Below are 18102 nucleotides of genomic sequence, written 5' to 3'. Positions count from 1 at the left end.
TAGAAAACAACCTCCATGGCAATCGTACGCCTTCATTGCAAAAAGCCCCGGCTGAACCGGGGCTTCGTTGGAGGCTTGGTTGTCGTGGCCGGTGGCGTCAGGATTCACCTTTCAGCATTTCCTCGGCCTGTGTAAAATAGTCCTCATATCGTGCCTTGGCTTTGCCGCGTTGACGCACGCCCCTCGCCTCCTCGAAGTTGACCATGGCATCACCGACAAGGATCAGGCCCACCATTCCCAGCGCCTTGTGAGGCGTGCAGTGAAATCCGTAGGTACCGTCGGAACTGACAGTGACATCGAAATCCTCGTTGAGCTTGGATCGCCACTCCTCGCCACCTTCCGGAAGCATTCCGGCCGTCGACTCGGTGTTGTGGTTCTTGTCGGCAGAAACGAAACGGATCGTGTCTCCCGGATTGGCCCGCACGACCGCCGGCTTGAAGACCATCCGCTGAGAGGGATCGTCCGGATCCTTGTTCAGCATCATCACTTCGATCGTTTTCGGTTCTGCCCGTGCAGCCAGCGGTAAACCGCTGGCCGTCACCACAAATGCGGAGCCAATCAGACCAAGATGTTCACGGCGTGTCAGTTTCATTCGGCTATCTCCCTCGGATATCTCTGCGCTCTAGATAACGGAAGAAACGCAGCAGGAAAGTAACGGATCGGAAACTTTACCGATCCGGAGAAATCGTGATGGTAAGCGGTAAGCCGTTCAGGCTACGGCGCGGGCCAGTGCGCAATGCTTCCACAGCTCACCCAGCGCGAACACCAGATGCTCGATATCCTTGTCCGTATGCGCGGGCCCCGGTGTGAAGCGAAGTCGCTCGGTGCCCTTGGGCACCGTCGGATAGTTGATCGGCTGCACGTAGACGCCATAATCGTTCAGCAGGATGTCGGAGATCATCTTGCACTTCACAGGGTCCTTCACCATCACCGGAACGATGTGGCTGGGGTTGTCCAGATGGGGGATGCCCGCCCTGTCCAATGTATCGCGCAGCTTGACGACCTGCCGGCGCTGCCGCTGCCGCTCCATTTCGCTCTCTTTCAGATGGCGGATGGAAGCAAGGGCACCGGCGGCGACCGAGGGTGGCAGCGCGGTAGTGAAAATGAATCCCGAGGCGAAGGACCGGATGAAATCACACAGCGCCGCGGAGCCGGTGATGTAGCCGCCCATCACGCCAAAGGCTTTGCCCAACGTGCCCTCGATCAAGGTCACCCGGTCCATCAATCCTTCCCGTTCGGCCACGCCGCCACCACGAGGTCCGTACATGCCGACGGCATGAACTTCATCGATATACGTCATCGCACCGAACTCGTCGGCCAGATCGCAGATTTCGGCGATGGGGGCGATGTCGCCGTCCATTGAGTAGACGCTTTCGAACGCGATTATCTTGGTCGTGTCCGGGCCACATTCCTCCAGCTTGGCGCGCAGATCTGCCATATCGTTGTGTTTCCAGATCTTCTTCTGGCATTTCGAATGGCGAATGCCCTCGATCATCGACGCATGGTTCAGCGCATCGGAGAGGATCACCGCATTTGGCAGGCGAGTGCCAAGTGTGGACAGGGTTGCCCAGTTGGACACATAGCCGGAAGTAAACAGCAGCGCGGCTTCCTTGCCATGCAAATCGGCAAGCTCGCGTTCCAGTTCGACGTGATGGTGATTGGTACCGGAGATATTACGCGTCCCGCCAGCGCCGGCGCCGGAGCGTTCGAGAGCGTCATGCATCGCCTGCAAGACAGATGGATGCTGGCCCATGCCAAGATAATCGTTGGAGCACCAGACGGTGACGTCGCGGGTACTGCCGCCCTCTTCATGTTTCACGGCGCTGGGAAAGGCTCCCTTGCTGCGCTCCAGTTCCGCGAACACACGGTAATTGCCCTCCGCGCGGAGGGTGGAAAGTTGGGCTTCGAACAGCGCGTCAAAATCCATCACGTCTTCTCTCATCTTTACCGGACAACCTTATTGCATCGGGTGCCAAAGGAATCCAGCGCCACAAAGCCGCACTAGACCCACCCCGTGGAGCGTGGCCAATGGCTGGTCCTGCTTCCGCCAGAGATACACATTTCAACCGGTTTTGCGACTCTCGTTGCACTTTCCGAACTCGGCCGAATTGCTGGAATACCTGCAAATAGTGCCATTCTCCCCTTCCGAACACTCAAATGGTCAGCGTTCAACGCGCTGACCATATTAATGTTTTAGTGTGGAGAATTCGGAATTCAGTGATCTGGATCACGGGAAATTCAACTCTTCCCGGGCCGGTGGCCACGTTCAGGTCAGTATCTGTACCGGCGTGCCCATGCGCACCATCGCGTAGATTTCCTCGATCTCGCGGTCACTCACGGCAATGCAACCGGCCGTCCAGTCTGGTCCACCCTTGTCGATTTTCGGGCGCGGGCCACCATGAATGAAGATGTCGCCGCCCGGTTTCACGCCCATCGCTTCCGCTCGGGCGACATCGGTCGCATTGGGATAGTTGATCCCGAGGCTCAGGTGAAAGTCGGACTGCGGGTTCTTGCGGTCGATGAAGTAGAAGCCCTCGGGCGTGCGGCCGTCGCCTTCTTTTTCCTTGTGGCCCTGCGGTGAAAAACCGAGGTTCACGCGGTAGCTCTTCACGGATTTGCCGCCGGAAACGACATAGAGCTCCCTCTTGGATTTGGATACGACGACGGCATCAGCTGTCGCCAACCTGGAAATATCCTGTGAACAGGCGGATACGGTAAGGGCCGCGGCGCCGACCAGCAGGCCGCGCTTTGTCAGTACATGTGTCATCTCAGTCTCTGCCTCGAACGCTGCTTTGCCGCAGCTTGGCTGCAACCTTAAGGCAAGAATTTGTCGCAAAACAAGTTAGCATTTGGTGAAAAGCCCGGATTTGATGCGATGTCGCCACGGCTCAACGGGAGAACACAACCCGCCTTGCCTGGCATCCTTCCCTTCCCGCATCCGTCAGTAACCCAGCGCCGCACCATCCTTGCGCGGATCTGATGCACCCCAGAGCAATCCGCCCTCTTCGTCGATCAAGATCGCCTGCGCCCCGCCGATCGCGGTTTCTGGCGTCGCCAGCTTGTGGCCCTTCGCCGCCAACCCTTGGCCGACCGCTTCGGAATAGCCGCGTTCGAGGTCGAGCACACCGTCGTGCGGAAACGCGCGCGGGCCGTCAATTGCCGCCTGCGGATTCATGCCGAAGTCCACGATGTTGGTCAAAAACCGCCCGTGTCCTGCCGCCTGGTACTGTCCGCCCATCACGCCGAACGGCAGCATGATCCGCCCGTTCTTCTTCAGCATCGCCGGAATGATAGTGTGCATCGGCCGTTTGCCCGGCCCGGCCTCGTTCGGATGACCCTCGGTGAGTGTGAATCCCGCGCCGCGGTTCTGGAACAGTATGCCGTACTTGTCGGACGACAGCCCGGACCCGAAGGAATGGAATATCGAGTAGATCAGCGATACCGCCATGCGGTCCCTGTCCACCACCGTCAGATAGATCGTGTCCTTGTGAACCGCTTCCGCCAGTTTTCCCGGCCCGTCCATCGCCCGCTCCATGTCGATCAGTGCCGCAAGCTTGCGTGCCGTTTCGGTCGAAAGCATGTGGTCGAGATACTTCCCGGCCTCGGAGGGATCGGAGATGAATCGATTTCGTGCGTCATACGCCAGCTTCACAGCCTCCGCCTCAATATGGGTCCGCTCTACCCCGAACGGGTCCATCGAGGCGATATCGAACTCGGCAAGCATGTTCGCCAGCAGGATCGCCACGGCACCCTGACCGTTGGGCGGCATCTCGATCAGCTCATGCCCCTTGTAGGTGCCGGTGATCGGTTCGACGTACTCGCAGCGCTGCTCGGCAAAATCCTCCAGCGTGTGGCAGCCGCCGGCTGCGCGCAACGCCCCCACCATATCTTCGGCCACCGCGCCTTCATAGAAACCGGCCCGCCCTTCAAGTGCGATTTCCCGCAAGGCTTCGGCCTGCTTGGGTGCGCGAAACACCTGTCCCGCCATCGGAGCCTTTCCTGCCAGCAGGAAATCCTCCCGCGCTGTGCCCTGAAGGCTGTCCGCGGCCTCCGCCCAGTCAAAGGCCACGCGTGGTGCCACGGGCACACCCTGTTCCGCATAGTGAATTGCCGGGGCAAGGCAGGTCTTCAGCCCCAGCCGTCCCCAATCCTTTGCCAAAGTCACGAAGGCGTCGACGGCGCCGGGAATGGTCACGGCATCAGCGCTGCCTTCGTCGATGACAGCGGCCTTCGCACGCAAGGCGCCGGCATCCAAAGCGGCGGGTGCCCGACCGGAGCCGTTCAGCCCAATGACACGCTCCTCGCCCGCTGGCTTTACCAAAACGAAACAATCCCCGCCGAGCCCCGTCATCTGCGGCTCGCAAATGCCCAGAAGAACGGCAGCGGAAATGGCGGCATCGACCGCATTGCCACCCTGCTCCAGGATCTGCACCGCCACCTTGCTGGCCAATGGATGCGAGGTTGCCGCCATGCCGTTATCGGCAATCACCATGGAACGGCCTGGTATCTGGAAATCACGCATCTTGTCGGGTCCCTCATTCTCACATTGCCCGGCACTATAGACGGGGCGCATGCGGCTACCAGCCCGAATGGCAGGATTGCATGCAAAACAGGCGTTTGCGGCACTGATTTTGAGAGGGGGGTTTAGCGTTGCCCCGCGAGCGGCCCCGACAGGCTGGTATGAGTGGGGGCTTATGACCAACCTGCCGGGACAATGCTCGCCTGAGCAACGAGTTTCTTATCCCGAGGATTCGGGGCAAGGTGTTGCTCGGAATGTGGTCAATCTGGGGCGGGTGCGATTTTTGCCGCTGACGTAGCGTTACTTGCCAAATGAAAGCTTATCGGGAACACTCCCTTTCATGAACAAACGTGTCAGTACCGTTGTCCCGTTTCCGCAGCCGCAGGGGCAGGTCGCCTTTCACCGCCGCGAACTTTCAGTGATCCTCAATGTCTACGGGCGCATGGTCGCCGCCGGCGAATGGCGGGACTACGGAATTGCCATGCTCAAGGACGTCGCTGTCTTTTCGATTTTCCGTCATACCGCCGAACACCCGCTATACCGCATCGAGAAACGTCCGAAACTTGCGAATGCCCAGGGACAATACGCCGTCATTGCCATGGATGGTCACATCCTCAAGCGTGGCAATGATCTGCGGACGGTCATGCGGGTACTGGAGCGGAAGCTGATCCGCGCGGTCGACGGAGCCTGACCGCTCAGCCCGGCAGCACGGCACGCATTGCCGTATCCAGTTTCTCTACCAGTTCCCCGACCTGCGCTTCCTCGATGATGAACGGTGGCGCCAGCAGGATGTGGTCGCCCTTGCGCCCATCGACCGTGCCAGGCATCGGATAACAGATAAGCCCGGCTTCGAACGCCGCCGCCTTCACTTGCGCCGCCACCTTCATCGCCGGATCCAGCGGCTCCTTGCTCTGGCGGTCGGCCACCAGTTCAAGCCCCAAGAACAACCCGCGCCCCCGAATGTCGCCAACGTTGGGATGCTGTCCGAAAGCTTCCTCCAACGCTGATCGCAGGACGTGTCCACGCTGCCGTACCTGGGCAATTAAATCTCGCGACTCGATCTCCTGCACAACCGCCAACCCGGCTGCTGTTGCCGTTGGATGACCGACGTAAGTGTGGCCGTGCTGAAAGAAGCCGCTGCCGTCCGCAATCGCGTCGAAGATCTGCTTCGAGCACAGCATTGCGCCGATGGGCTGGTATCCCGCTCCAAGACCCTTGGCTATGCACAGGATATCCGGCGCTACGCCGTCAGCATCACAGGCGAATAGGTGACCCGTGCGGCCCATCCCGCACATCACTTCGTCAAGGATCAGCAAGACACCATATCTGTCGCAAATTTCACGGACAGCGGTGAAATAGCCTGCTGCCGCTGTCACGGCTCCGAGAGTGGCACCAACCACCGGCTCGGCGATAAAGGCCATCACGCTCTCCGGTCCCAGCCGCAGGATTTCTTCCTCCAGCGCCTGCGCGGCTCTCTGCCCATAGGCCTCTTCTGTCTCGCCGTCGCGTTGGTAGCGATAGGCATAACACGGGTCGATGTGGTTCATTTCGGGCAGGATCGGCAAAAACGGCTCCCGCCGCCACGCATTGCCGCCGGCCGCCAACGCACCGATGGTGTTGCCGTGATAGCTCTGCCGCCGCGCAATGACGTTCCGACGTTCCGGCTCTCCGCGTTCCAGGCAATATTGCCTCGCCAGCTTGATGGCCGCCTCCACTGCCTCCGATCCGCCCGACACGAAATAGACGCGATCGAGTGTGCCGGGTGCCCGTGCAATCAGGTAGTCCGCCAGCATTTCCGCAGGTTCGGACGTGAAGAAACCGGTATGGGCAAAGGCGACCGCCTGCATCTGCTCCGCCACTGCCGCTGTCACTGCCGGATTGCCGTGCCCGAGGCACGAAACGGCTGCGCCTCCGGATCCGTCGAGATAACGTTTCCCGTTGCTGTCGATCAGGTAGCAACCCTCGCCCCCAACAGCTGTGGGAAGTTTGCTGTGGCAGTGGCGGGGAAAAACATGGCTCATGGCAGGGACCTTTTCAGTGTCCGCGCCATGAGGCCAGATCGGGATGAATTTGTCACTCCCGGAGTCGGGCCACGGCTGGAAACGGAAAACCCCTCGGGGGCTTCCCTGCCGCCGCAGTCCGGGTCAGGAATGCCTTTAGCTGAAATATAGCAGGGTCGCCGCCCCGCCAATCACCAGCATGGCGTTCCCAAGTTCGGCGAAAGTGGCCAGATCGAACACAACAACTCTCCTTTACGATCAACGCAACACGGAGAGAATTATGGTTAAGTGCTTAACACCGACTTAACATTGCGTGCGCCACGGTCTCTCACGAAGCCTGCCGCACCCAGAGTTCCACACGCCGGTTCTGCGCCCTGCCCTCCGGGTCACTGTTGCAGCCGATCGGTGCTATGGCTTCATAAGCCAAGGTCTGTATCCTGGCGGTCGTGTTCTCCGGCAATCCCGCTGCCAGCAGTCCATCCCGCACCGCTTCGCTGCGTGCCCGCGCCAGATCCCGCCGCTGCTGACTGGCCTCGACTTCGTCGGTGAATCCCACGATCACCAGTTCCGAATGGTCACCGAGTCTTCCGGCAAGGTCCGCGGCAAGCTCCGAGAGATCGCCATGTGTCGCCACGTTGATCCGATAGGAACCGGAGTCGAACCGCAGGACGGCAGATGTGCGCTCCGCTCCCACGAGATGGTTGAACAGATCCTGAATATCCGCCAGTTCCGCCTCTCCGCGCGCCGCTGTAACTGCCGAGATCATGAAAGGTCCCAGGGCATCGATCCCCGTGGTCGCCATGCCCGGTGCGATCAGACCGGCATCACTTATCAACTCCCGCCCTTCCCTCGACATGGCGAACTTGATCAGCGAATTCGCATCAGGACCGCCACCGCCCGCCTTGTGATACAGGTTCACCGGCAAGGACAGAGGGTAGTCGCCTGTCCGGATGGTAAAATCAGTGATTGCCGTCACAAGACCGCAGTCGGAGACCAGGGTCATCGGTTTGGCGGAGCGGCGATTGGAGTAGCGGGAAAAACCGATTGCCGCGGGTGTGCGCCGCACGAAGTCCGCCATCCGGTCCGCCGACATGCGTCGTCCATGCTCGGTTAACGTCCCGAACCTTGCGGTCAAAGCCGACATCAGTTCCGGGTCGTCCTCCGGCCAGGCCAGAACGATACGCAGGTCTGGACCGCCAAGCTCAGACCAGTTGGTTACGGTTCCACGTAAGACGCCGGACAGATCCTGAAGGGTCAGGGCGTTTCGCGGTGACTGCGGTGAAACGAGCGCGACCATCGCGTCATGAGCCAGAAGGTACTTGGCCATATCCTCGCCCTCGACCTCGAGCCGAGAGCCGATAAGCATGTCCGCATGTCCGTCGTGCAGTGCTCGCGTATCTGCTGCCGCGTCACCAGATGCCACCACGATCTGGTGAGGATCATCCGGGTCCGTGCCATTCAGCAAAAAGCTCATTTTTTCAGGCGAGATCATCCGTTGTTGGGGCCGCGTGTTCATTTCCTCGCCCAATCCGAAAACCAGAGCACCGATAAGATCGGCGACCTTTGGCGTGCCCCCCAGCACGCGCAATGGCATTTCGGAAGTCCGGGCAGAGGGGCACGCGGCCCCTTCGCATTCCACCGAAAGCGCGGCGATCTGCAGGGTGCCTATCGTCGTGCCGAGGCGGAACATTTCTCCATCGTACGAGAGCAGGTCGCCCTTGAGATACGTGGAGCCATCATTTGATTTCAGAACAACTTCCTCGCCCGAAACAACGGACGGCGCCGTGCACATCAGCGCGACTGCAAGCGCCGCGGAGGAAACTGAAAGCGGTTTGAATATGCCGGAAAAGCGGGTCCGGACCTCCCGATACTGGACTGGGTACATGGAACAACACACTATTTATTGGGCTATGCTACGCTCACATTCTGCGCTCCGTATGTCTTTCCAAGCAAGAAAATTACCCGGTCAAATGTGACGTTCCCGACATTTCGCCCGAACTTCCCCACATTTGGGACACAGAATTAAGTGGTGCAAAGGCCGCGTCAGGCTGCGTTTTCAGCCTGCATCGCCCCGGTCATCAGCGCCACGGCATCCGACATCGAATAATCCTTCGGATTGATCACGGTCAGCCGCTTTCCAAGCCGGTGAATGTGAATTCTGTCTGCAACCTCAAATACATGAGGCATGTTGTGGCTGATCAGAATAATCGGAATGCCGCGTGATTTCACATCCTGAATCAATTCCAGAACCCGACGGCTTTCCTTCACGCCGAGGGCAGCCGTAGGTTCATCCAGGATGATGACCTTTGATCCGAATGCGGCAGCCCGTGCCACGGCCACACCCTGCCGCTGCCCACCAGAAAGAGTTTCCACCGGCTGGCGGATGTTCTGAATGGTCATGAGCCCCAGATCGTTCAGCGCCGCCCGCGCCTGCGTCTCCATCTTCGTGCGGTCCAGCATTCCGAAAATGTTGCCGAGAACGCCAGACTTATGGATCTCGCGGCCCATGAACATGTTGTCGGCAATCGAGAGCGCGGGCGAGAGTGCGAGCGTCTGATATACGGTTTCGATCCCGTGTTCGCGCGCGGCGATGGGAGAGCCGAAACGCACCGTCTGCCCGTTCAGCCAGATTTCACCATGGTCGGGCTGAACCGCACCCGACAGAGCCTTGATCAGTGTCGATTTCCCCGCGCCGTTGTCTCCGATCACCGCGAGGATTTCCCCCGGCATCAGGTCGAAGTCGCAATGGTCGAGCGCTGTGACGCGGCCATACCGCTTTACCAGCCCGCGCGCCTGAAGAACTGCGTCCGTCATGATGAAACCCTCCGGATCCATTGGTCGATGGCCACCGCCACAATGATCAGACATCCGGAAGCGAACAATACCCATTGCGGGTCTGCCCCGGCCAGTTTCAGCCCGGTCGTGAACACGCCTACGGTAAGTGCGCCGAACAGCGTGCCCAGAATTGTGCCGCGCCCGCCGAACAGTGAAGTGCCGCCGATCACCACGGCTGCGATGCTTTCGAGATTTGCTTCTGCAAAGGACGAAGGCGATATTGAACCCACGCGTCCGATCGCGGCCCAGGCTGCAAGGCCACAGACAGCCCCCGCGACCACGTATACCGAAATCAGAACCCGGCTTGTCGCGACACCGGCCAGTTCAGCCGCCGGTGCGTCGTCGCCCACCGCGTAAACATGCCGGCCCCACGCCGTTCGGTGCAGCACATACCAGCCGACAACGAAGACTCCGATCATCAATACCAGCGCCCAGATTTGCGGCACGCCCATGATCTTGAATTGCAGGCCGAACAGTTCGGCCCGTTCGCCGAAGAATTTCAGCGCGGGGGCTTCGGCATCGATATCCTGCGACCGGATGGATTGCGAACCGGTATACAGAAACACCGTTGCCAGCACGATCCGCCAGGTCCCCAGTGTCACGATGAACGGTGGCAGCCGCAAGCGCGTCACCAGCAGCCCGTTGGCCAGACCGCACAACATCGCAACCAGCATGCCGCCGATGATGGCCAGAGGCGTCGGTACACCATAGGTCACGGCGAGATGTCCCATCGCGACATAGCTCAGAACCATTACAGCGCCCACCGAGAGATCGATACCGGCCGTCAGGATCACCAGCGTCTGGGCGCAGGCGAGAATTCCGACAATCGCCGTTTGCTCCAGCGTTACCTTGATGGCCAGTCCGGTCAGCAGCTTGCCGTCCGTCGCGACGTAGAACACGGCGACGGAGAGGAGCAGGATGATCACCGGCACCAGCGTCGGGTTTACGTGCAGCGCGTGCTGGATATGGCCGAGAACACCTTTGTTGTGCACCTCGAACTCTGCCTGACGCGTGTCAGCGCCGGTCAGGCCGCTGTCGCCGCTATCGGTTGCCTGTTCGCTCATTCCGCTCCCCCTTCGTAATCAATACGGCCCGCGTCGGCGCAGGCCGTATCCGTTGCTTTCAGAAGTCAGGGCATGTCAGCCCCAGCAGCGTTCCGTACCTTCATCGACGGAAATGCTATCCACACCGTCAGCAGGCTGGTCGGTCACGAGGTTCACACCGGTGTCGAAGAAGTCGAGGCCGGGGGTGTTTTCCGGCTTGGTGCCGTCCTGTGCCCATGCGGCGATGGCTTCGATGCCCAAAGACGCCATCAACAGCGGATACTGCTGAGAAGTTGCGCCGATAACGCCTTCGGCCACGTTCTGCACACCCGGGCAGCCGCCGTCCACGGACACGATCAGCACGCCTTCTTCCTTGCCGAAGGCTTTCAGCGTTTCATAGGCACCTGCCGCCGCGGGCTCGTTGATCGTGTAGATCACATTGATACCGTCATCCTTGAGCAGAAGGTTTTCCATTGCCTTGCGGCCACCTTCCTCGTTGCCCTGTGTGACCTCGTTGCCGACGATGCGCTCGTCGGTTTCGTCGCCCCACTTCTTCGGATCGCCGACATCAATGCCGAAACCGGTCAGGAAGCCCTGATCGCGCAGCACACCGACGGAAGGCTGGCTCTCGTTCAGGTCGAGCATGGCGATCTTCGCATCCGCGGCGGCGTCGCCCAGCTTGGCTTTCGCCCACGCACCGATCAATTCACCGGCCTTGAAATTGTCTGTGGCAAAGGTCGCGTCGGCCGCGTCGATCGGTTCCAGCGGCGTATCGAGAGCAATGACCAGCAGGCCGGCCTCACGTGCCTTCTGTACCGCCCCGACAATCGCCTTGGTGTCCGAGGCCGTCAGCAAAATACCCTTTGCGCCGTCGGCGATGCAGGTTTCGATGGCCGCAACCTGGCTTTCGTGGTCGCCATCGACCTTGCCCGCGTAAGATTTAAGGCTGATGCCCAACTCGTCCGCCTTGGCGCTCGCGCCTTCCTTCATCTTGACGAAGAACGGGTTGATGTCCGTTTTCGTGATCAGGCATGCGCCGATCTCGTGGCCATCGGCCAGCGCTGGCAACGCGGAGCTGCAAAAGGCGGCAGCTCCTGCGAACAGGTATTTGCGAAGTGACATGGCTCTCCTCCCAGAGATTTTTGGCCCTATAGTGTCCCGGGCCAGGTTATGGTTTTATCCCACACCAAACCATCGATGTTGTCAATTGGTAAATTGAATTGACTAATTATCGAAACCTCTACATTCTAGTTTTGAAACAATTTCCGGAAGAGTAACGAATGCCAGATAGCAAGAGCGGGACGCACTCTCAGGTTGTTGATCCGACGGGTGGAGCCAATCAGGCGCGCGTGCGCGTCTATAACGAACGCCTCGTGCTGTCGCTCGTGCGCTGGCATGGCGAACTCTCCAAGGCAGATATCGCGCGCCGAAGCGGCCTCTCGGCCCAGACCGTTACCGTCATAATGCGCCAGTTGGAGGCGGACGGCCTTCTGCTCAAGGGCCAGCCCATACGCGGCAAGGTCGGCCAGCCATCGACGCCGATGCGCCTGAATCCGGAGGGCGCGTTCGCCATCGGCTTGAAGGTCGATCGGCGGTCTTCCGAAATGTACCTGATGGATTTCACCGGAACCATTCGCCACAGCCTCGGCTGCACCTACGCTTATCCGACACCGGAGGCCGTGGTGGATTTCGTCCGATCGACGCTTCCGGCAATGGTTGCCGAACTGCCGGTCCGCAAACAAGGCCGCCTTGCCGGTCTCGGCATCGCCATCCCCTTCAATATGGAGAACTGGGAAAAGCAACTCGGCGCAAAACCCGGATCAATGGCTGCTTGGAAAGGCTTGGACCTCGCGGCCCAGCTTGAACCCATAGTGCGCATGCCCGTCTTTCCGCAGAATGACTGTACGGCAGCCTGCGGCGCTGAACTGCTGTTCGGGCGCGGCAGCAACCACGCGAACTATGCCTATGTCCACGCGGGCTACTTCATTGGCGGGGGCGTGGTGCTCGAAAACACGCTCTGGCCGGGCACGACGGGCAATGCAGGTGGTTTCGCGACCGTTCGGATAACCGAAGCTGGCAAGAGCGTCTCACTGCTCGATTGTGCATCGCTGCATCTCCTCGAAGATGCGATCGTCGCCGACGGCATGGATCCGCAGCCTCTCTGGCAGGATGGCGGCGACTGGCTGGCCTTTGGATCACACCTCGATACGTGGTTGGAGAGGGCAGCCCGTGGCATCGCCGAAGCGATGGTATCCATCTGCTCTGTGATAGATTTCGACGCAGTCATGATCGACGGACCATTCCCCGATCACGTCCGCAGCCGCCTTGTCGCTGCCGTCACCGCAGCCCTCACCACCCAGGATCTCAGCGGCATCAGCCCGTTCGTCGTCGAGGAAGGCAGCCTTGGCAACGAAGCGCAGGCTCTCGGCTCTGCCAGCCTGCCGCTCATGGGCCGTTTCCTGATCGACAGCGGCGTCCTCTTCCGCCAGTGAATCACCGGGCGCAGCCGTACCCGGTGTTCCCTCGTTCCCATATTATCCCCTCGCCGATATTCCTCGCTCGTCACGAAGTGTCCTCGGTCCGGCCATCGCCGCTGTGTTTGTCGTATTCTCGCTCATGCTGATGCGCCCGTCTCTTGGCGACTGTGCGGCCTCACGGTGCCCGTCTCGGCAAACCCGCGTCCAAGGGCTCGCCATCCCACCAAAACCAGTGCAAGCGCGCCAACCGCCGCCAGTCCGAACGGAACTGTCAGCGCAACGCTCCGCTCCACCACATGTTCGGCCAACCGGACAGACAGCCCGGACAGCAGCAGCCCCACAGGCATCATGCCCCATGCCAGCAGACGATAGAGGCTGTTGACCCGCCCCAGCAACGCGTTCGGAATGAACCGTTGCCGGTAGGAAACTGAAACCATGTTCCAGACGATGCCGCTGAACTGGAAGGCCACCATCACGATCGCCAGAGTCACCGGGCCAGACGCCAGTGCCATGGCCAGAAAGGCCGGCGCCGATACCGCCAGCATCCATTGCGCCGTCTTCCCGGGCCCCAGCCAGCGCACCACGATCCCGCCCCACAGCCCACCGATAATCCCGCCCGCGGCACCCGCGGAAAGGATCAACCCGTATGCCGGGGCGCCAAGGCCGAGGTTCTCCTGCACATGAAGCACCAGCGCGATCGTAACCATCGAGAACAACAGGTTCCACGCGCCGGTGATCAGCGCCAGCGTCCGCAAAAGGTGCGCGCCGGCAAGGAAGTCGAACCCTTCCCGCAATTCCCGCCGCCAGTTGCGCACCTTGGTCGCTTCCGGTCGGAACGAGCCGCGAACCTGCCACACCAGAACCAGCGCAATCGCATAGGCCAGCGCATTCAGGCCGAACGGCAATGGCAAGGCCCATGCGATCAGCAGCGCCCCCATTGCCGGCCCGGCCAACTGGTTGCCCACCAGTTCCACGCTCCACAACCGCCCGTTCGCCCGCTCCAGCGTATTGTGCGGCACCAGCGCCGGCAGCATTGTCTGCGCCGCGTTGTCCCGGAACACTTCGGCCAGTCCGACCACCAGCGCCGCAATCAGCAGCAGCGCGAACAGCCACGGCATCGCCACGCCTCGCTCCGGCGCATCGGACAGCGGCAGTGAGGCCCAGACCGCCAGTGTCACGATCAGAAATGCCGCCGCCCGCACGGCATCCATCCACAGGATCAGGTGCCGCCGGTCCACCCGGTCCGTCACCAGCCCCGCCGGCACCGCCCCCAGAAACCACGGCAGCCGCAATGCTACCGGCACGCTGGCCACCAGCATCGGGTCTCTTGTCAGGTGCGTTGCCAGCCAAGCCCAGGCCAGCGTAGCCACCCCATCGCCGAGATTGGTAAGTCCGCTCGCGGCAACGAAGCGGCTAAATGGCGTAATATTCATATACGTATCAAGGCCTTGAGTATGCGCACACGCTACCCCACCCGATACAGCCAACCAAACAAAAAAAGTCCGACACGGGGCTCAGCTCCCCATGCCGGACAGGTGGGACACTCCAGTGTTCCGAGGGATGGAACGATCAGGAGACAGGCAGACTCATCGTTACGAACCTTGGCTGACCACCCTGGACAACCTGCAGCAGCACCGCACCACGCTTCGCCTCTTTCGCCGCGTCCACCGCGGCGGCGACATCCTCGGGGGCATTCACCGGCCGCTGGTTGACGCTCAGTACCACGTCACCCTCGCCCAGCCCGGCCTCCGCCGCTGGTCCGCCGCTGACGCCGGTGATGATCAGGCCGCCCTCAATATCCAGCGCAGTCTGTTCGTCACCGGTCAAAGGCCGCAGGCTCATGCCGAGGCCGGCAGGCTCGGTCGCTCCGCCCGGTCCGGAAAGCGCTGCGGTTTCCAGAAGCGCCGGCGCGATGTCCAGTGTAATCTGCTCGCCGCTCCGCCAGACGGCGATCTTCACCGATTGGCCGACCTCGGATTCAGCGACAATCCGCGTAAGGTCTCGCAGTTCAACGACCTCCGAAGCCGCGAAGCCGGTGATCACGTCACCCGACTTCAATCCTGCCTTCTCCGCGGGGCTGCCCTCTGTCACCTCGACCACAAGTGCGCCGGAGGCTCCTGCCAGCCCGAGGCTTTCGGCAATCTCGTCGGTCACAGGCTGAATGCGCACGCCGATCCAGCCGCGTTCCACCGTGCCGTTGGCCACCAGCTCATCGACGATCGCTCTCGCCTGTTTGGCGGGAATGGAGAATCCAAGCCCGACACTGCCGCCGGTAGGCGAGTAGATCGCGGTGTTCACACCGATCACCTTGCCTTCGAAGTCCAGCAGCGGTCCGCCCGAATTCCCCTTGTTGATCGCGGCATCCACCTGAATGTAGTCGTCGTACGGGCCGGAACCGATATCACGCCCGCGGGCAGAGACGATCCCCGTCGTCACAGTGCCGCCAAGGCCGAACGGATTGCCGATCGCCATCGCCCAGTCACCAACTTCGGCGGCGTCACTGTCGCCCCATTCCAGCACCGGCAGATCCTGCGCCTCGACCTTGATGACGGCAAGATCCACCTTGTCGTCACGACCGATCAGTTCCGCCTTCAGTTCGCGGCCGTCATCCAGCCGCACCGTGATCTCTTCGGCACCCTCGACCACATGGTTGTTGGTCACGATCAGCCCATCGGATTCAAGTATGAAACCCGAACCGATACCCTGTTGCTGGCGCGGTGTGCGCTGCTCGAATTCAGGGAACGGCTGGCCAAAACGCTCGAAGAATTCGCGCAACTGCGGCGGCACGTTCTGTCCGCCGGGCTGCGCCACCGGGCCGGATGCTCCCTTTACCATCACGGTAACCACGGCCGGTTTCGCGGCTTTGACCAACGGTGCGAAGGACGGTTCTTCGAAACCCGCGGGCACCTGGGCGAACGCAGGCACACTTGCAATCGGGGCGGCGGCCATCGCCGCCGCGATCAGCAGCGCCGCGCGGGAGGATGTTCTGAGGATCATGTTTACAACTCCGGTTCAGTCTTCTTCGCCATCAAAGCTGGCCACTCACTCTGAACTCCACCTGTCCGGCGGATTAAACTTTGTTCATGCGCACCCGCCGCGCGTTGAGATTTATGCTCCAAGGTGCGAAATATCCTTTCGGAACAGGAGCGGAAGATGCGCGTACTCGTAGTCGAAGACGATGCCGATACGGCCACCTATCTCGCGCAGGGCCTGCGGGAGGCCGGGCACACGGTTGATCTCGCAGCCACCGGGCCCGAGGGGCTGGAGGCAGCGCTCTCCCAGTCACACGATGTCATCGTCATGGACAGAATGCTGCCCAACATGGATGGCCTCTCCGTTGTCCGCACATTGCGGGAGGAAGGCCACGCCACCCCGGTGCTCATCCTCTCGGCACTGTCGCAGGTCGATGATCGGGTGAAGGGCCTCAAGGCAGGCGGCGACGACTATCTGACGAAGCCCTTCGCCTTCTCGGAACTGGAGGCGCGGTTGTCCGTACTGACCCGCCGCGCCGCGCCCCAGCAGGCCGAGGCGACAAGGCTTTCGCTCGCCGATCTGGAAATGGACCTGCTCGCCCGCACCGTCACCCGCGGTGGCAAGACGCTGGATCTGCAACCGCGCGAATTCAAGATCCTCGAGTACCTCCTGCGCCGCGCTGGGCGCGTGGTCACCCGCACGATGCTGCTCGAGGGTGTCTGGGATTACAGCTTCGATCCGCAAACCAACGTCATCGATGTCCATATCTCCCGCTTGCGTCAGAAGATCGACAAGGGTTTCGAGCGCGAACTGCTACACACCATCCGCGGATCCGGCTACATGCTTCGGGCCGAGGGGTGAAGGGCCTTTGGCGCACCTCCGCGTTCAGGCAGGCAGCGCTCTACTCGCTGGCCTTCACTGTTGCGATGGCACTGGCACTGACCGCGCTCTACTTCTCGACAATCGGTCTGGTGGAACGGCAGACCCGTGCCACCATCGATGCCGAGGTTCAGGGCCTGTCGGAACAGTTTGCCGCTGGTGGCCTGTCCCGTCTGGCTGCCACCATACGCCAGCGCAGCCGCGCCGAGCCCGGCACCAACTCCGTCTACCTGCTGGTCACGCCCGGCTACGCCTCATTGGCCGGCAATCTGACAAGCTGGCCCAAATCCGCGCCGGAGAACGGCGCGTTCGAGATGCCCATCATTCGCACCACCGGCACCGGAGAGGTTTCCCGTTCTGCCTTCGCGCAAAGTTTCACCCTCTCGGGCGGCTACCGTCTGCTCGTTGGCCGTGATGCCGAAGAACTGGCCCAGACCCGGCGACTTTTCGTAACCGCCGGTCTCTGGATCGGTGCCGCCACGATTATTTTCGGTCTCGTCACCGGACTCTATCTTTCCCGCCGCGTCCTCGCCCGCGTCGCCGCTGCCGCCGAAGCTGGCGAGAAAATCGCCGCCGGCCGGTTTGACAGTCGCTTGCCCATCGGTCCTTCCGGTGATGAGTTCGACAGGCTCGCGGGGTCAGTCAATGCGTTGATGGATCGGATTGAGCGCCTCATGCAGGGAATGCGCATCGCCACCGACAGCATCAGCCACGACCTGCGCCGGCCTCTCACCCGTCTGCGCGCGCGTTTGGAATTGGCTGCCGCCAGCGATCCGGACGTGATGGGAGAAGCAATGGAGGAGGTTGATGCCGCCACCGCAATCCTCGAGAACTTGCTCAAAATTGCACAGGCGGAAGCCGGCAACAGCGCTCAGTTCGCCGATATCTCTCTTGATCAGGTAGTCGGCGATGCCGTCGAACTATACCAGCCGGTGGCGGAAGACAGGGAGATGTCGCTTGCTCTTTTGTCCAGTGCCGTCTGCATACGCGGGGAGCGGCAGTTGCTGGCACAGGCCATCGCAAATCTCCTCGACAACGCGCTCAAACACGCCCCGGGTTCAGGGGCTACCATCAACGTTTCCGTCGGTGCCGATGGTGGGCGGGCTCGCGTGGTCGTTGCCGACACCGGCCCCGGCATAGCCCCGGACGCGCGGATGCGGGTAACCGAACGGTTCGTGCGTCTGGATGAAAGCAGGCAGACGGAAGGCGCGGGTCTCGGCCTCAGTCTCGTCAAGGCGGTCGCCGAATTGCATCGCGGAAGCCTGCTGCTGGAGGACAACAGCCCCGGTCTCCGGGCAGTGCTGGAGTTTCCCGTGTCCGGCGCGGCTGACCCAATTCGTTAACGGCAATCAGCCCCGGAACCGGGTGCCATACCG

At 61.2% G+C, this 18102-nt stretch carries 15 protein-coding genes; 4 read left to right on the top strand and 11 right to left on the bottom strand.

Features of this window, described 5'->3' with window-relative positions:
• Positions 1 to 97 precede the first annotated feature (97 nt).
• The 4 genes from GO499_RS16010 to GO499_RS15995 all read right to left on the bottom strand — a co-directional run bounded on the left by GO499_RS16010 (position 98) and on the right by GO499_RS15995 (position 4522).
• Complete coding sequence (locus tag GO499_RS16010) at positions 98 to 592, bottom strand: pseudoazurin (RefSeq protein WP_161863117.1); 495 nt, start codon at positions 590 to 592, stop codon at positions 98 to 100.
• Between the two features lie 117 nt (positions 593 to 709).
• A complete protein-coding gene (hemA, locus tag GO499_RS16005) occupies positions 710 to 1927 on the bottom strand; it encodes a 5-aminolevulinate synthase (protein WP_161863116.1) in 1218 nt (405 codons plus the stop codon).
• Between the two features lie 339 nt (positions 1928 to 2266).
• Positions 2267 to 2767: a L,D-transpeptidase family protein gene (locus tag GO499_RS16000; RefSeq protein ID WP_161863115.1), complete on the bottom strand. Its 501-nt coding sequence runs from the start codon at positions 2765 to 2767 to the stop codon at positions 2267 to 2269.
• A 174-nt stretch (positions 2768 to 2941) separates the two neighbouring features.
• Positions 2942 to 4522 carry a gamma-glutamyltransferase family protein gene (locus tag GO499_RS15995; protein ID WP_161863114.1) on the bottom strand — a complete coding sequence of 527 codons (1581 nt, stop codon included), beginning with the start codon at positions 4520 to 4522 and terminating at the stop codon, positions 2942 to 2944.
• A gap of 337 nt (positions 4523 to 4859) precedes the next feature.
• Here GO499_RS15995 and GO499_RS15990 point away from each other — a divergent pair, with 337 nt between their 5' ends.
• Positions 4860 to 5210, top strand: coding sequence for a DUF2794 domain-containing protein (locus GO499_RS15990; protein WP_161863113.1), 351 nt, complete (start codon positions 4860 to 4862; stop codon positions 5208 to 5210).
• Positions 5211 to 5214: 4 nt separating this feature from the next.
• Here the strand turns inward: GO499_RS15990 and GO499_RS15985 are convergent, their stop codons facing one another.
• From GO499_RS15985 to GO499_RS15965, 5 genes are all read right to left on the bottom strand, one after another.
• Positions 5215 to 6540 (bottom strand): aspartate aminotransferase family protein, encoded by a 1326-nt coding sequence (locus GO499_RS15985; protein WP_161863112.1) that lies wholly within the window; start codon positions 6538 to 6540, stop codon positions 5215 to 5217.
• 307 nt (positions 6541 to 6847) lie between these two features.
• The gene (locus GO499_RS15980) at positions 6848 to 8311 is read right to left on the bottom strand and encodes a phosphate ABC transporter substrate-binding/OmpA family protein (RefSeq protein ID WP_161863111.1); all 1464 of its coding nucleotides are present in this window, start codon (positions 8309 to 8311) and stop codon (positions 6848 to 6850) included.
• 251 nt (positions 8312 to 8562) lie between these two features.
• The gene (locus tag GO499_RS15975; protein ID WP_284154781.1) at positions 8563 to 9333 is read right to left on the bottom strand and encodes an ATP-binding cassette domain-containing protein; all 771 of its coding nucleotides are present in this window, start codon (positions 9331 to 9333) and stop codon (positions 8563 to 8565) included.
• On the bottom strand, positions 9330 to 10418 hold the full coding sequence (locus GO499_RS15970; RefSeq protein WP_161863109.1) for an ABC transporter permease: 1089 nt from the start codon (positions 10416 to 10418) through the stop codon (positions 9330 to 9332). The genes GO499_RS15975 and GO499_RS15970 overlap by 4 nt, the downstream gene beginning before the upstream one ends.
• 75 nt (positions 10419 to 10493) lie before the next feature.
• Positions 10494 to 11519, bottom strand: a complete 1026-nt coding sequence (locus GO499_RS15965) for a sugar ABC transporter substrate-binding protein (RefSeq protein ID WP_161863108.1) — start codon at positions 11517 to 11519, stop codon at positions 10494 to 10496.
• A gap of 158 nt (positions 11520 to 11677) precedes the next feature.
• On the opposite strand from GO499_RS15965, the gene GO499_RS15960 reads away from it, so the two are divergent.
• On the top strand, positions 11678 to 12889 hold the full coding sequence (locus GO499_RS15960) for an ROK family transcriptional regulator (RefSeq protein WP_161863107.1): 1212 nt from the start codon (positions 11678 to 11680) through the stop codon (positions 12887 to 12889).
• A gap of 122 nt (positions 12890 to 13011) precedes the next feature.
• Here the strand turns inward: GO499_RS15960 and GO499_RS15955 are convergent, their stop codons facing one another.
• Complete coding sequence (locus GO499_RS15955) at positions 13012 to 14307, bottom strand: MFS transporter (RefSeq protein WP_284154780.1); 1296 nt, start codon at positions 14305 to 14307, stop codon at positions 13012 to 13014.
• A 136-nt stretch (positions 14308 to 14443) separates the two neighbouring features.
• The gene (locus GO499_RS15950; RefSeq protein WP_161863106.1) at positions 14444 to 15871 is read right to left on the bottom strand and encodes a Do family serine endopeptidase; all 1428 of its coding nucleotides are present in this window, start codon (positions 15869 to 15871) and stop codon (positions 14444 to 14446) included.
• Positions 15872 to 16027: 156 nt separating this feature from the next.
• On the opposite strand from GO499_RS15950, the gene GO499_RS15945 reads away from it, so the two are divergent.
• Both GO499_RS15945 and GO499_RS15940 read left to right on the top strand, forming a co-directional pair.
• On the top strand, positions 16028 to 16708 hold the full coding sequence (locus GO499_RS15945; RefSeq protein WP_161863105.1) for a winged helix-turn-helix domain-containing protein: 681 nt from the start codon (positions 16028 to 16030) through the stop codon (positions 16706 to 16708).
• Positions 16705 to 18069 carry a sensor histidine kinase gene (locus GO499_RS15940; protein ID WP_161863104.1) on the top strand — a complete coding sequence of 455 codons (1365 nt, stop codon included), beginning with the start codon at positions 16705 to 16707 and terminating at the stop codon, positions 18067 to 18069. Before GO499_RS15945 ends, GO499_RS15940 begins: the two co-directional genes overlap by 4 nt.
• The last annotated feature ends 33 nt before the right edge of the window (positions 18070 to 18102 follow it).

Origin of the sequence: Algicella marina, from assembly GCF_009931615.1 — a bacterium.
Lineage (GTDB): Bacteria > Pseudomonadota > Alphaproteobacteria > Rhodobacterales > Rhodobacteraceae > Algicella > Algicella marina.
The sequence above is the reverse complement of the archived record's forward strand: the minus strand, read 5'-3'. Positions and strand labels throughout refer to the sequence as shown.

Coding starts and splice junctions, on each gene's coding strand:
- GO499_RS16010 (WP_161863117.1), bottom strand. CDS start 592: ATGAAACTGACACGCCGTGAACATCTTGGTCTGATTGGCTCCGCATTT.
- GO499_RS15970 (WP_161863109.1), bottom strand. CDS start 10,418: ATGAGCGAACAGGCAACCGATAGCGGCGACAGCGGCCTGACCGGCGCT.
- GO499_RS15960 (WP_161863107.1), top strand. CDS start 11,678: ATGCCAGATAGCAAGAGCGGGACGCACTCTCAGGTTGTTGATCCGACG.
- GO499_RS15965 (WP_161863108.1), bottom strand. CDS start 11,519: ATGTCACTTCGCAAATACCTGTTCGCAGGAGCTGCCGCCTTTTGCAGC.
- GO499_RS15975 (WP_284154781.1), bottom strand. CDS start 9,333: ATGACGGACGCAGTTCTTCAGGCGCGCGGGCTGGTAAAGCGGTATGGC.
- GO499_RS15945 (WP_161863105.1), top strand. CDS start 16,028: ATGCGCGTACTCGTAGTCGAAGACGATGCCGATACGGCCACCTATCTC.
- hemA (WP_161863116.1), bottom strand. CDS start 1,927: ATGGATTTTGACGCGCTGTTCGAAGCCCAACTTTCCACCCTCCGCGCG.
- GO499_RS15985 (WP_161863112.1), bottom strand. CDS start 6,540: ATGAGCCATGTTTTTCCCCGCCACTGCCACAGCAAACTTCCCACAGCT.
- GO499_RS16000 (WP_161863115.1), bottom strand. CDS start 2,767: ATGACACATGTACTGACAAAGCGCGGCCTGCTGGTCGGCGCCGCGGCC.
- GO499_RS15980 (WP_161863111.1), bottom strand. CDS start 8,311: ATGTGCACGGCGCCGTCCGTTGTTTCGGGCGAGGAAGTTGTTCTGAAA.
- GO499_RS15995 (WP_161863114.1), bottom strand. CDS start 4,522: ATGCGTGATTTCCAGATACCAGGCCGTTCCATGGTGATTGCCGATAAC.
- GO499_RS15955 (WP_284154780.1), bottom strand. CDS start 14,307: ATGAATATTACGCCATTTAGCCGCTTCGTTGCCGCGAGCGGACTTACC.
- GO499_RS15990 (WP_161863113.1), top strand. CDS start 4,860: ATGAACAAACGTGTCAGTACCGTTGTCCCGTTTCCGCAGCCGCAGGGG.
- GO499_RS15950 (WP_161863106.1), bottom strand. CDS start 15,871: ATGATCCTCAGAACATCCTCCCGCGCGGCGCTGCTGATCGCGGCGGCG.